The organism is Shigella sp. FC1567, assembly GCF_001743015.1.
Classification (GTDB): Bacteria; Pseudomonadota; Gammaproteobacteria; order Enterobacterales; family Enterobacteriaceae; genus Escherichia; species Escherichia coli.
Window position 1 is genome coordinate 90,361 of the sequence record NZ_MIIV01000111.1, and the last position, 12,502, is coordinate 102,862.

General features: G+C 52.1%; 13 protein-coding genes, 3 pseudogenes and 1 other annotated feature. Of the genes and pseudogenes, 7 read left to right on the plus strand and 9 right to left on the minus strand.

Going from position 1 to position 12,502, the window contains the following annotated elements; translation table 11 throughout:
- Positions 1-89 precede the first annotated feature (89 nt).
- The 9 genes and pseudogenes from hisIE to hisL all read right to left on the minus strand — a co-directional run bounded on the left by hisIE (position 90) and on the right by hisL (position 7,320).
- Positions 90-701, minus strand: coding sequence for a bifunctional phosphoribosyl-AMP cyclohydrolase/phosphoribosyl-ATP diphosphatase HisIE (gene hisIE, locus BHE85_RS08730; RefSeq protein WP_000954858.1), 612 nt, complete (start codon positions 699-701; stop codon positions 90-92).
- On the minus strand, positions 695-1,471 hold the full coding sequence (gene hisF / locus BHE85_RS08735; protein ID WP_000880186.1) for an imidazole glycerol phosphate synthase subunit HisF: 777 nt from the start codon (positions 1,469-1,471) through the stop codon (positions 695-697). The genes hisIE and hisF overlap by 7 nt, the downstream gene beginning before the upstream one ends.
- Positions 1,453-2,190, minus strand: a complete 738-nt coding sequence (gene hisA / locus BHE85_RS08740; protein WP_000586485.1) for a 1-(5-phosphoribosyl)-5-[(5-phosphoribosylamino)methylideneamino]imidazole-4-carboxamide isomerase — start codon at positions 2,188-2,190, stop codon at positions 1,453-1,455. The genes hisF and hisA overlap by 19 nt, the downstream gene beginning before the upstream one ends.
- Positions 2,190-2,780, minus strand: coding sequence for an imidazole glycerol phosphate synthase subunit HisH (hisH, locus tag BHE85_RS08745; RefSeq protein ID WP_001103560.1), 591 nt, complete (start codon positions 2,778-2,780; stop codon positions 2,190-2,192). Before hisH ends, hisA begins: the two co-directional genes overlap by 1 nt.
- A complete protein-coding gene (hisB, locus tag BHE85_RS08750) occupies positions 2,780-3,847 on the minus strand; it encodes a bifunctional histidinol-phosphatase/imidazoleglycerol-phosphate dehydratase HisB (RefSeq protein WP_000080073.1) in 1,068 nt (355 codons plus the stop codon). The genes hisH and hisB overlap by 1 nt, the downstream gene beginning before the upstream one ends.
- Complete coding sequence (gene hisC / locus BHE85_RS08755; RefSeq protein ID WP_000029562.1) at positions 3,847-4,917, minus strand: histidinol-phosphate transaminase; 1,071 nt, start codon at positions 4,915-4,917, stop codon at positions 3,847-3,849. Before hisC ends, hisB begins: the two co-directional genes overlap by 1 nt.
- Positions 4,914-6,219 (minus strand): annotated as a pseudogene (gene hisD / locus BHE85_RS08760) (histidinol dehydrogenase). The gene hisC and the pseudogene hisD overlap by 4 nt, the downstream one beginning before the upstream one ends.
- A gap of 5 nt (positions 6,220-6,224) precedes the next feature.
- Positions 6,225-7,124, minus strand: a complete 900-nt coding sequence (gene hisG / locus BHE85_RS08765; protein ID WP_000131782.1) for an ATP phosphoribosyltransferase — start codon at positions 7,122-7,124, stop codon at positions 6,225-6,227.
- Positions 7,125-7,170: 46 nt separating this feature from the next.
- Positions 7,171-7,294 (minus strand) — a sequence feature (His leader region).
- Positions 7,270-7,320, minus strand: coding sequence for a his operon leader peptide (gene hisL / locus BHE85_RS08770; RefSeq protein ID WP_001364200.1), 51 nt, complete (start codon positions 7,318-7,320; stop codon positions 7,270-7,272). It overlaps the preceding feature by 25 nt.
- Positions 7,321-7,602: 282 nt before the next feature.
- Between hisL and yefM the strand changes: the two genes are divergently transcribed.
- The 7 genes and pseudogenes from yefM to BHE85_RS08810 form a co-directional block, all read left to right on the plus strand.
- Positions 7,603-7,854 carry a YoeB-YefM toxin-antitoxin system antitoxin YefM gene (yefM, locus tag BHE85_RS08775; protein ID WP_001259255.1) on the plus strand — a complete coding sequence of 84 codons (252 nt, stop codon included), beginning with the start codon at positions 7,603-7,605 and terminating at the stop codon, positions 7,852-7,854.
- Positions 7,851-8,105, plus strand: a pseudogene (gene yoeB, locus BHE85_RS08780) (type II toxin-antitoxin system mRNA interferase toxin YoeB). The gene yefM and the pseudogene yoeB overlap by 4 nt, the downstream one beginning before the upstream one ends.
- Positions 8,106-8,187: 82 nt before the next feature.
- On the plus strand, positions 8,188-9,012 hold the full coding sequence (locus tag BHE85_RS08785; protein ID WP_000754749.1) for an SDR family oxidoreductase: 825 nt from the start codon (positions 8,188-8,190) through the stop codon (positions 9,010-9,012).
- Between the two features lie 45 nt (positions 9,013-9,057).
- On the plus strand, positions 9,058-9,987 hold the full coding sequence (locus BHE85_RS08790) for a LysR substrate-binding domain-containing protein (RefSeq protein ID WP_000803344.1): 930 nt from the start codon (positions 9,058-9,060) through the stop codon (positions 9,985-9,987).
- 214 nt (positions 9,988-10,201) lie between these two features.
- Positions 10,202-10,264, plus strand: a complete 63-nt coding sequence (gene yoeI / locus BHE85_RS08795; RefSeq protein WP_010723108.1) for a membrane protein YoeI — start codon at positions 10,202-10,204, stop codon at positions 10,262-10,264.
- The gene (gene plaP, locus BHE85_RS08800; RefSeq protein ID WP_000019197.1) at positions 10,254-11,612 is read left to right on the plus strand and encodes a putrescine/proton symporter PlaP; all 1,359 of its coding nucleotides are present in this window, start codon (positions 10,254-10,256) and stop codon (positions 11,610-11,612) included. Before yoeI ends, plaP begins: the two co-directional genes overlap by 11 nt.
- Before the next feature lie 178 nt (positions 11,613-11,790).
- A pseudogene (locus BHE85_RS08810) lies at positions 11,791-12,403 on the plus strand (YeeE/YedE thiosulfate transporter family protein); the annotation flags it as partial.
- Positions 12,404-12,502 lie beyond the last annotated feature (99 nt).

Below are 12,502 nucleotides of genomic sequence, written 5' to 3' on the forward strand. Positions count from 1 at the left end.
GGTTTTAAAGAAAAGGGGCAGGGTGGTGACACCTTGCCCGTTTTTTTTTCCGGATGCTACAACAATATCGCATCCGCTTACCCCGCAACTCACTGATGCCGTTTACGCAGGTTCTCAATCACCGTCGTTAAGTCCAGATCCTGATCCTGCAACAGCACCAGCAGGTGATACATCAAATCAGACGCCTCGTTGGTGAGCTCAAAGCGGTCATGTACTGTCGCTGCCAGTGCGGTTTCCACGCCTTCTTCGCCCACTTTCTGCGCAATGCGTTTGGTGCCGCTGGCATACAGTTTGGCGGTGTAGGAGGTTTCCGGGTCGGCAGATTTGCGTTCGGCGAGCAGTTGTTCCAGTTGATACAGGAACAGCCACTGGTGAGCGGTGTCGCCGAAGCAGCTGCTGGTGCCTTTATGGCAGGTTGGTCCGATAGGATTCACCAGTAACAGTAACGTGTCGTTGTCGCAGTCCGGTGCAATACTCACCACATTGAGGAAATTGCCCGACGTTTCGCCTTTGGTCCACAGTCGCTGTTTAGTGCGCGAGAAGAAGGCGACTTTGCCGCTTTCTATGGTTTTGTCTAAGGCTTCCGGGTTCATATAGCCCAGCATTAACACTTCGCCGGATACCGCGTGTTGCACAATCACCGGCATAAGTCCGTCGGTTTTTTCCCAGTCCAGTTCGCGACGTTGTTGTTCTGTTAACATATCCTGATCTCCACGCCCTGTGTTGCCAGGTACGCTTTTAATTCACCAATATTGATTATTTGTTTGTGGAATACGGAAGCTGCCAGCGCGCCGTCAACGTCGGCATCACGGAAGGCTTCGAGGAAGTGTTCCATGGTGCCCGCGCCACCGGAGGCAATTAGCGGGACGTGGCAAACTTCACGCACTTTTTTCAGTTGTTCGAGGTCGTAACCGTTACGCACGCCGTCCTGATTCATCATGTTGAGGACGACTTCTCCGGCACCGCGTTTTTGCACTTCCTGTACCCAGTCGAGCGTTTCCCACTGAGTGACGCGGGTGCGGCTTTCATCGCCGGTATATTGATTCACATGATATTTACCGGTTTCAGCGTCGTACCAGGTATCAATACCCACCACAATACACTGCACGCCAAAACGATCCGCCAGGCGAGTAATTAACGTCGGATCCGCCAGCGCAGGCGAGTTGATGGAAATTTTATCCGCGCCAAAGGAAAGAATTTTCGCGGCATCTTCCAGAGACTTAATCCCACCCGCCACGCAGAACGGAATGTCGATCACTTCCGCCACGCGAGATACCCAGCTTTTATCTACCACACGGCCATCGCTGGAAGCGGTGATATCGTAGAACACCAGTTCGTCTGCACCTTCTTCGGCGTAGCGTTTTGCCAGCGGCACGATATCGCCAATGATTTCATGGTTGCGAAACTGTACGCCTTTCACCACCTGACCATCACGAACGTCGAGACACGGAATTATGCGTTTTGCCAGCATGCGATGGCCTCCTTCACGGTGAATTTACCTTCCAATAATGCCCGACCAACTATTACGCCGCGCACGCCAGTGCCACGCAGGGCAGCAACATCGTTAATGTCGCCAATGCCGCCGGATGACTGAAATGCCACCTGCGGATATCTGGCGCACACTTCTTCATATAAAGAGACGTTAGAACCTGCCAGCGTGCCGTCGCGCGAGATATCGGTACACAGCACATGTTTCAGGCCGACGGGCAGATAGGTTTCCACCAGTTGTTCCAGTGAAACGCCCGAGTTCTCTTGCCAGCCGCTGACTGCCACCTGCTTGTTGCCTTGCTCGTCAATACGGACATCCAGCGCCAGCACTAAGGCATCGGCACCGAAACGTTCAAACCAGCCTTTCACCATTTCTGGTGATTTCACCGCGGTGGAGCCGACCACCACGCGCGCAACGCCCGCTTCCAGTAACGCCGCCACGTCTTCTTCGCTACGCACGCCGCCGCCAACCTGCACCGGAACGTTAACGCCCGCGACCAGGGTTTTAATCAACGGGATTTGACGTTTTGCTGGATCTTTTGCCCCGGTCAGATCCACCAGATGCAACACTTCGGCACCCTGCGTGGCGTAATCCTGTAAGCGCGGCAGCGGGTCGTTACCGTAATCGCGCTGTTTGCCGTAATCGCCCTGATGGAGACGCACCACGGTGCCGTCGATTAAATCTAATGCCGGAATAATCATCACATCTCCAGGAAGTTTTTCAGCAACTTAGCGCCAGCGGCACCAGAACGCTCCGGGTGGAACTGCACGCCGTAGAAGTTATCTTTTTGTACCGCCGCGGTGAACGGTTCGCCGTAATTACACTGGGCGATGGTCCACGGATTGACTGGCATTGCGTAGCTGTGAACAAAGTAAAAGTACGCGCCGTCTTCAATCCCCTGAAACAGGCGGTTGCCTGCCTGCGGGTAAACGCGGTTCCAGCCCATATGGGGCAGCGGTAGACCAAAGTCGGTCATTTTCGGCACGTCTTCGTCGATGATGCCCAGCAAATCGACGCCGTTGCTCTCTTCGCTGCGCCGCCCCAGCAGTTGCATCCCTAAGCAGATGCCTAGCACCGGTTGGGTACAGGCTTTGATGAGATCAAACAGCTCGCGCTCACGCACCTGATCCATCGCTGCTTGTGCGGTGCCAACGCCGGGTAAAAATAGTTTATCGGCCAGCAACACGACGTCCGGGTCACGGCTGACTTTGGGTTCATAACCGTGGCGCGCAATGGCAGACTTCACCGAGTTCAGGTTGGCGCAGCCAGTATCAAGGATCACCACGTTCATTACAGCACTCCTTTCGACGAGGGCAGGGTATCGCCTTCCACGCGGATGGCCTGGCGCAGGGTGCGACCAAAAGCTTTGAACAGGCTCTCTACACGGTGGTGATCGTTTTTACCTTTGGTTTTCAGGTGCAGGGTCACGCCCATGGTGTAAGAGAGCGAACGGAAGAAGTGCTCGATCATCTCGGTGCTGAGATCGCCCACGCGCTGGTAGGTAAATTCAGCTTTATATTCCAGGTGCGGGCGACCAGAGATATCCAGTGCGCAGCGGGCAAGGCATTCGTCCATCGGCAGCACAAAACCAAAGCGACAAATACCGCGTTTATCGCCGAGGGCAATTTTTAACGCTTCACCCAGCGCCAGGCCGGTATCTTCGACGGTGTGGTGATCGTCGATATAGAGGTCGCCTTTGACGTTGATTTCCATGCGGAAACCGCCGTGGGTGGCGATCTGATCCAGCATATGATCAAAGAAGCCAACGCCGGTGTTAATCTTGCTGCCACCTTCGCGATCCAGCCACACCTGAACGTCAATCTGCGTCTCTTTGGTGTTGCGCACTACATGGGCGTAACGGTCTCGTTTGGTAAGTTGCTCGCCAATCATCGGCCAGTTCAGGGTTTCGCGGTCGTAGCGTAAACCAGTAATGCCCATGTTTTCTGCTAGTTGAATATCGGTCGCGCGATCGCCAATCACATAACTGTTGGCGCGATCTATCGCTTGCTCAGCGAGATAACGCTCCACCAGTTTTACTTTCGGCTTACGGCAGTCGCATTCATCGGCGGGCAGGTGCGGGCAAATCAGCACTTCATCAAACTGCACGCCTTGCGAGGTGAAGATCTGCATCATCAGGTTGTGCGGGCCATCAAAATCCGCCTGCGGGAAACTTTGTGTTCCAAGACCATCCTGATTAGTGATCATCACCAGTTTGTAGCCCGCTTTTTGCAGCTTCAGCAGTTCCGGGATCACGCCCGGTTCAAAGGCGAGTTTGTCAAAACGATCCACCTGAAAATCACTCGGCGGTTCGCTAATCAGGGTTCCATCGCGATCGATAAAAAGATACTTCTGACTCATTAAACTTGCTCCGCACGTAAGGCGTCAATGACGCGCTGGCTTTCTTCACGGGTTCCGACGGTAATTCGCAGGCAGCCGCTTAAAGAGGGTTGTTTATTCTGATCACGTAAGATAATGCCCTGATCCCACAAAGATTTAAACACTGCACTGGAGGCTTTAAAGCGCGCCAGAATGTAGTTGGTTTCAGAGTCGAAAACCTGCTCCACGCAGGGGATCTCTTTCAGTGCGGCAATCAGGCATTCGCGTTCTGCAATAATTTGCGCCACCCGCTCACGCATGGCGACGATCCCCTGCGGGCTTAACGCCTGGGCCGCAATGTCGGCAACCGGCGTCGAGAGCGGGTAGGGGGCAATCACTTTCATCAGCAGGTTGATGACTTCTTCGTTTGCCAGCGTAAATCCGCAACGAAGGCCCGCCAGAGCAAAAGCTTTCGACAGTGTGCGCAAAATAGCCAGGTGCGGATATTCCGCCAGCCAGCCAGCCAGCGATGCCTGCGGGCAAAACTCGATATAGGCTTCATCGGCAACCACAATCGCTTTACCGCGGGTTAACTCCAGCAGAGTGCGAAAATCCTGCGGATTGATCAGTTGCCCGGTCGGGTTGTTGGGGCTGCAAACATAGACCACTTTTACGCCTTCCAGCTTGTCGGAAATGCCCTGTAAATCCAGTTGCCAGTTGTCCAGCGTCGGCACTGTGCGGCACTCGACGCCAATGGTTTCGGCGCTGACGCCGTACATGCCGTACGTTGGCGGGCAGTAGAGGATGGCGTCTTTACCCGGTTCGCAAAAAGCGCGAATCAGTAGTTCAATACCTTCGTCCGCGCCACGGCTGACCAGCACCTGTTCCGGTTTTACGCCTGCATATTGCGCGTAATTTTCAATCACCGCTTTCGGCTGACATTCCGGGTAGCGGTTGAGCGTTTGCTGAGTAAGCTGAAATTCCACGGCTGTGGGATATTCGTTGGCGTTCAGCCAGACATCGCCGTTACCGCCCAGACGACGCGCCGACTGATACGGCGTCAGGTTGCGCACGTTTTCACGCGCTAAATCGGTAATAGTCACGATGCTCATGCTTGCTCCTTAAGGGCGTTAACACGTAAAGTAACGGCATTTTTATGGGCGGTCAGGCGCTCGGCGGCGGCCAATGTTTCAATGGTCGAAGCCAGCGCGGAGAAACCTTCTTTCGACAGTTCCTGCACGGTCATGCGCTTCTGGAAATCTGCCAGCCCGAGGCTGGAACAGGTGGCGGTGTAACCGTAAGTCGGCAGAACGTGGTTGGTGCCGGAGGCGTAATCACCTGCCGATTCCAGTGACCAGTCACCAAGAAATACCGAACCGGCACTGGTAATGCCATCGACCAGATCGCGGGCGTTGCGGGTCTGGATGATCAGGTGCTCCGGGCCGTACTGGTTGGAGATCTCTACGCACTGCGCTAAATCTTTAGTCACGATCAGGCGGCTGGCGTTCAGTGCCTGACGGGCGGTTTCAGCACGCGGCAGTTCTGCCAGCTGGCGTTCGACAGCCTCGGCAACGCGACGCGCCATATCAGCAGCGGGCGTCAGTAAAATCACCTGTGAGTCCGGGCCGTGTTCAGCCTGAGAAAGCAAATCAGAAGCCACGAAATCCGGCGTTGCGCCACTGTCGGCAATGACCAACACTTCCGACGGGCCTGCGGGCATATCGATCGCCGCACCGTCCAGACGCTGGCTCACCTGACGTTTCGCTTCGGTGACAAAGGCGTTGCCCGGCCCGAAGATTTTGTCCACTTTCGGCACAGATTCCGTACCAAACGCCAGTGCGGCAATGGCCTGTGCGCCGCCGACGTTAAACACGTCCTGCACACCGCACAGCTGCGCCGCATAAAGGATCTCATCGGCAATCGGCGGCGGTGAGCACAGCACCACTTTTTTTACAGCCCGCAATACGCGCCGGAGTCGCCAGCATTAATACCGTTGAGAAGAGCGGGGCGGAGCCGCCAGGAATATACAACCCAACTGAAGCGACCGGGCGCGTGACCTGCTGGCAACGCACGCCTGGCTGCGTTTCTACATCTACCGGCGGCAGTTTTTGCGCAGTGTGGAAGGTTTCAATATTCTTCACTGCCACCGCCATCGCCTGTTTTAGCTCGTCGCTCAGGCGTTCGCTAGCGGCGGCAATTTCCTCAGCAGACACCTTCAGTGCGGTAACCGTGGTTTTATCAAACTTCGCGCTGTATTCCCGCAGGGCCTCATCGCCGCGTGCTTTCACGTTATCGAGAATATCGTTAACAGTGCGGGTAATGCTTTCAGAAGCGGAGATCGCCGGGCGCATTAACAGCTGGCGTTGTTGCTCCGCAGTACAGCTATTCCAGTCAATGATTGTGTTAAAGCTCATGGCGATCACTCCATCATCTTCTCAATCGGCAGGACCAGGATTGAACTGGCACCCAGCGCTTTCAGTTTTTCCATCGTTTCCCAGAACAGGGTTTCGCTACTGACCATGTGCATCGCTACGCGCTGTTGATCACCCGCCAGCGGTAGAATAGTTGGGCGTTCGGCACCTGGCAGCAGGGCGATGACTTCATCCAGACGTTCGGTCGGTGCGTGCATCATGATGTATTTTGATTCACGCGCCTGGATAACACCCTGAATACGGGTCAGCAGTTTGTCGATCAGTTGCTGTTTGGATTCTTCCATTTCGCCATCGCGTTGTATCAGGCAGGCTTTCGAGCGATAGATAACTTCGACTTCGCGCAGGCCGTTAGCTTCCAGCGTGGCACCGGTGGAAACCAGATCGCAAATCGCATCCGCCAGTCCGGCACGCGGGGCGACTTCAACAGAACCGTTCAGTAAGCAGGATTTAAAAGAGATACCTTTCTGGTCGAGATAACGCTTGAGCAGGTGAGGATAAGAGGTGGCGATACGTTTACCGTTTAAGGAGAGCGGGCCATCCCAGGCTTCATCAACCGGCGTTGCCAGTGAAAGTCGGCAGCCGCCGAAATCCAGACGACGCAGGGTAAAGTAGCGTGGATCTTCACCCTGGGCGCGGCGGTTAAGCAGCTCTTCTTCCAGCACGTTTTCGCCGATAATCCCGAGGTCAACCACGCCGTCCATTACCAGACCGGGAATGTCGTCGTCACGCACGCGCAGAATATCAATCGGCATGTTTTCTGCCATCGCGATCAGGCGCTGGGTGTGAAGATTGATTTTAATGCCACAGCGCGCCAGCAATTCGCGTGAGTCATCACTTAAACGGCCGGATTTCTGCATAGCTATGCGTAAACGAGTGTTGTCTGTCATTTTCTTATTCCTCTTTAAACCTGTCTGAACCGTTATCAACCGCGCAATAAAAAAGCCCCCGGAAGGTGATCTTCCGGGGGCTTTCTCATGCGTTCATGCACCACTGGAAGATCTGAATGTCTTCCAGCACACATCGCCTGAAAGACTAGTCAGGATGATGGTGATGATGGTGGTGTTTAAATTGAACGCGTGTCATAAAAGTCTCTGTGAATGTTTATTCAACTGATGTCTTTTAACCTAAACCACTTTCACGTTAGAAAGCAAGGGCTTTTTTATATATTCTATGGCGATGGATTTGTTTAATGAATGAGCGGGGAAAGGAGGGGGCTAAGAGGACTGTCCTCTAAGCTGACGGCACCAAAAATAGCGAAGCCTGGATTTTCGTCTCACTGACAATACCTTGATCTACAAACTAATTAATAAATAGTTAATTAACGCCCATCATTGTACAATGAACTGTACAAAAGAGGAGATTGACATGCGTACAATTAGCTACAGCGAAGCGCGTCAGAATTTGTCGGCAACAATGATGAAAGCCGTTGAAGATCATGCCCCGATCCTTATTACTCGTCAGAATGGAGAGGCTTGTGTTCTGATGTCACTCGAAGAATACAACTCGCTGGAAGAGACGGCTTATCTACTGCGTTCCCCCGCTAACGCCCGGAGATTGATGGACTCAATCGATAGCCTGAAATCAGGCAAAGGAACAGAAAAGGACATTATTGAGTGAAACTAATCTGGTCTGAGGAATCATGGGATGATTATCTGTACTGGCAGGAAACAGATAAGCGAATTGTTAAAAAGATCAATGAACTTATCAAAGATACCCGCAGAACGCCATTTGAAGGTAAGGGGAAGCCAGAACCCCTGAAACATAATTTGTCAGGTTTCTAGTCCCGACGCATTACAGAGGAGCACCGTCTGGTATACGCGGTTACCGACGATTCACTGCTCATTGCAGCATGTCGTTATCATTATTGAACAGATTCATTCATAGAATGAATTGTCAGTTTTGATACGCTAGCGTAGCCTTATAGATCTAAGGTGTATCAGGAGATAACGGATGAAAAAGGTCGCAATTGTCGGGTTAGGGTGGTTAGGCATGCCGCTGGCGATGTCACTTTCAGCGCGAGGCTGGCAAGTCACCGGGAGTAAAACCACACAAGATGGTGTCGAAGCGGCCCGAATGAGTGGCATTGATAGCTATCTGCTTCGCATGGAGCCTGAGTTAGTTTGCGATTCTGACGATCTGGATGCCCTGATGGATGCCGATGCACTGGTCATTACGCTTCCGGCACGTCGTAGCGGCTCCGGCGATGAGTTCTATTTACAAGCGGTACAAGAGTTAGTGGATAGCGCGCTGGCCCATCGTATTCCCCGAATTATTTTTACCAGCTCAACATCTGTCTATGGCGATGCGCAAGGCATGGTGAAAGAAACTACCCCGCGTAATCCGGTAACCAACAGTGGACGAGTATTAGAAGAACTCGAAGACTGGCTGCACAATTTACCCGGTACTTCGGTCGATATTCTGCGTCTTGCGGGCCTGGTCGGACCGGGGCGTCATCCCGGACGCTTCTTTGCCGGAAAAACCGCGCCTGATGGTGAACATGGTGTTAATTTAGTCCATTTAGAAGATGTTATTGGCGCTATCACTCTGTTGTTACAGGCACCTAAAGGCGGACACATCTATAATATATGTGCGCCAGCTCACCCTGCGCGTAATGTTTTCTATCCGCAGATGGCCCGTTTACTGGGGCTGGAACCTCCGCAGTTCAGAAATAGTCTGGACAGCGGCAAAGGTAAGATTATTGATGGCAGTCGGATTTGTAATGAACTGGGATTTGAATACCAGTATCCCGATCCGCTGGTAATGCCGCTGGAGTAAACGATCACGCCAGCAGGACGCCGCATACACTGCAAGGGGGCGTGTATGAAACCACTGCTGGATGTGTTGATGATCCTCGATGCCTTAGAAAAAGAAGGCAGTTTTGCGGCGGCGTCGGCCAAACTCTACAAGACGCCGTCCGCTCTGAGTTACACCGTTCACAAGCTGGAAAGCGACCTTAATATTCAATTGCTTGATCGTAGCGGTCACCGCGCTAAATTCACCCGCACCGGAAAAATGTTATTAGAGAAAGGGCGGGAAGTTCTGCATACCGTGCGGGAACTGGAAAAGCAGGCGATCAAACTGCATGAAGGCTGGGAAAACGAGCTGGTGATTGGCGTGGACGACACGTTTCCTTTTTCTCTGCTAGCGCCACTGATTGAAGCTTTTTATCAACATCATAGCGTGACGCGCCTGAAGTTTATCAATGGCGTACTGGGTGGTTCATGGGATGCCCTGACTCAGGGGCGAGCGGATATTATTGTTGGCGCGATGCATGAGCCACCATCTTCCAGTGAGTTTGGTTTTTCACGGTTGGGCGATCTGGAACAAGTCTTTGCGGTCGCGCCTCATCATCCGTTAGCCCTGGAAGAAGAGCCGTTAAATCGTCGTATTATTAAGCGATATCGGGCGATTGTGGTGGGGGATACTGCGCAGGCAGGCGCTTCTACGGCCTCACAACTTCTCGACGAACAAGAAGCCATTACCGTTTTCGATTTTAAAACCAAGCTGGAGCTGCAAATTAGCGGCCTCGGCTGCGGCTATTTACCCCGTTATCTGGCGCAACATTTTCTCGATAGTGGCGCGTTAATCGAGAAGAAAGTGGTCGCCCAAACTCTCTTTGAACCCGTCTGGATTGGCTGGAATGAACAGACCGCAGGACTTGCCAGTGGCTGGTGGCGGGATGAAATTTTAGCAAATAGTGCGATCGCCGGTGTTTATGCAAAATCTGATGACGGAAAATCAGCCATTTAAAGAAAAATTATTATGACAAGCCTCTCATTCTCTTGTCATTTCCCCCCCATTTAGGCACAATGCGCCGCTGTCAAAAAATGACTAAAAACCGACGTTTCATCAGCGTCGGTTATTTTTTGCTTCAAACCAATCATTCATACCAAGAGGCCGGGCTTCGTACCGGATAGATATTTACTAAAAATCGACAGTTGTTGTCGCTGAGGAATCCAAAAAAATGGGGCAATTTTTTGCTTACGCGACGGTTATCACCGTAAAGGAGAATGACCATGTCGCATAACGTTACTCCAAACACCTCTCGCGTGGAATTGCGTAAAACGCTTACGTTAGTTCCGGTTGTAATGATGGGTCTTGCCTATATGCAGCCGATGACGCTGTTTGATACTTTTGGTATCGTTTCAGGCCTCACGGATGGTCATGTGCCGACAGCCTATGCGTTCGCATTGATTGCGATCCTGTTTACGGCTCTGAGCTACGGGAAGCTGGTTCGCCGCTATCCTTCTGCTGGCTCTGCATACACTTACGCCCAGAAATCCATTAGCCCGACTGTCGGCTTTATGGTGGGTTGGTCTTCTCTGCTCGACTATCTGTTCGCGCCGATGATCAACATTCTGCTGGCGAAAATCTATTTTGAAGCTCTGGTGCCTTCCATCCCATCGTGGATGTTTGTGGTGGCGTTGGTGGCCTTCATGACCGCCTTTAACCTGCGTAGTCTGAAATCCGTAGCGAACTTCAACACTGTAATCGTCGTGTTGCAGGTGGTGCTGATCGCGGTGATTCTGGGCATGGTTGTTTATGGCGTATTTGAAGGTGAAGGCGCTGGTACGCTGGCGAGCACTCGTCCATTCTGGTCTGGCGATGCGCATGTTATCCCGATGATTACCGGGGCGACAATCCTGTGCTTCTCCTTTACCGGCTTTGACGGCATCAGCAACCTGTCGGAAGAAACCAAAGATGCAGAGCGCGTGATCCCGCGTGCGATTTTCCTGACCGCGCTGATCGGCGGCATGATCTTCATCTTTGCAACTTACTTCCTGCAGCTGTACTTCCCGGATATCTCTCGCTTTAAAGATCCGGATGCGTCACAGCCTGAAATCATGCTGTACGTTGCGGGTAAAGCGTTCCAGGTTGGCGCGCTGATCTTCTCCACCATTACCGTACTGGCGTCCGGTATGGCGGCGCATGCAGGCGTAGCGCGTCTGATGTACGTAATGGGTCGTGACGGCGTATTCCCGAAAAGCTTCTTCGGTTATGTACACCCGAAATGGCGTACTCCGGCGATGAACATCATCCTGGTTGGCGCGATTGCCCTGCTGGCAATCAACTTCGACCTGGTAATGGCAACGGCGCTGATTAACTTTGGTGCGCTGGTGGCGTTCACCTTCGTTAACCTGTCGGTCATCTCGCAGTTCTGGATCCGTGAGAAGCGTAATAAGACGCTGAAAGATCACTTCCAGTATCTGTTCCTGCCGATGTGTGGTGCGCTGACCGTTGGTGCGCTGTGGGTTAACCTGGAAGAAAGCTCAATGGTTCTGGGTCTGATCTGGGCTGCTATCGGTCTGATTTACCTGGCTTGCGTCACCAAGAGCTTCCGTAACCCGGTTCCGCAGTACGAAGACGTAGCATAATCATCTTTTCTAATAATCAACCGGAGTCGAATGAATATTTGGCTCCGGTTTTTTTATTCTTTTTTATCGAAATCCTCATTAAGAACCATTTGTTCTAATTTAGAGAATTTGGTTATTGGTCTGCATTCCACCAGTCATGAATAATTTCCTCATTAACATTCATCTGGTTAATTAATTTATGTTTTCAATGATATTAAGCGGGCTAATTTGTGGTGCTCTGCTGGGATTTGTCATGCAGCGTGGGCGTTTTTTGCCTGACTGGTGGTTTTCGCGATATGTATATCGCGAAAAATAATCGCATGTTTTACGCCTTGCTGATTGCAATTTCGGTACAAAGTGTGGGGGTTTTTGCGTTAATTTAGGCGGGCCTACTGACTTACGAAGCCGGGGCGTTCCCGTGGCCTGGTACTGTTATAGGTGGGTATATCTTCGGGCTGGGAATTGTTCTGGCGGGTGGATGTGCCACCGGGACCTGGTATCGCGCGGGTGAGGGATTGATCGGCAGTTGGATCGCGCTTTTCACTTATATGGTGATGAGTGCGGTGATGCGTTCTCCACATGCCAGTGGTTTAAATCAAACCTTGCAGCACTACAGTACTGAACATAACTCTATTGCTGAGACTTTTAATTTGTCTGTGTGGCCGTTGGTTGCCGTTTTGCTGGTGATAACGCTCTGGGTGGTGATGAAAGAGTTGAAGAAGCCAAAACTCAAAGTCGCGACCTTACCGCCGCGCCGAACCGGGATCGCTCATATTCTGTTTGAAAAACGCTGGCATCCCTTTGTCACTGCTTAGACTGGCCCCCTGAATCTCCAGACAACCAGTATCACTTAAATAAGTGATAGTCTTAATACTAGTTTTTAGACTAGTCATTGGAGTACAGATGATTGA

Bases quoted from the DNA above. Each gene is read 5' to 3' on its own strand.
- hisIE (WP_000954858.1), bottom strand. From the start codon at position 701: ATGTTAACAGAACAACAACGTCGCGAACTGGACTGGGAAAAAACCGAC.
- hisF (WP_000880186.1), bottom strand. From the start codon at position 1,471: ATGCTGGCAAAACGCATAATTCCGTGTCTCGACGTTCGTGATGGTCAG.
- hisA (WP_000586485.1), bottom strand. From the start codon at position 2,190: ATGATTATTCCGGCATTAGATTTAATCGACGGCACCGTGGTGCGTCTC.
- hisH (WP_001103560.1), bottom strand. From the start codon at position 2,780: ATGAACGTGGTGATCCTTGATACTGGCTGCGCCAACCTGAACTCGGTG.
- hisB (WP_000080073.1), bottom strand. From the start codon at position 3,847: ATGAGTCAGAAGTATCTTTTTATCGATCGCGATGGAACCCTGATTAGC.
- hisC (WP_000029562.1), bottom strand. From the start codon at position 4,917: ATGAGCATCGTGACTATTACCGATTTAGCGCGTGAAAACGTGCGCAAC.
- hisG (WP_000131782.1), bottom strand. From the start codon at position 7,124: ATGACAGACAACACTCGTTTACGCATAGCTATGCAGAAATCCGGCCGT.
- yefM (WP_001259255.1), top strand. From the start codon at position 7,603: ATGCGTACAATTAGCTACAGCGAAGCGCGTCAGAATTTGTCGGCAACA.
- BHE85_RS08785 (WP_000754749.1), top strand. From the start codon at position 8,188: ATGAAAAAGGTCGCAATTGTCGGGTTAGGGTGGTTAGGCATGCCGCTG.
- BHE85_RS08790 (WP_000803344.1), top strand. From the start codon at position 9,058: ATGAAACCACTGCTGGATGTGTTGATGATCCTCGATGCCTTAGAAAAA.
- plaP (WP_000019197.1), top strand. From the start codon at position 10,254: ATGTCGCATAACGTTACTCCAAACACCTCTCGCGTGGAATTGCGTAAA.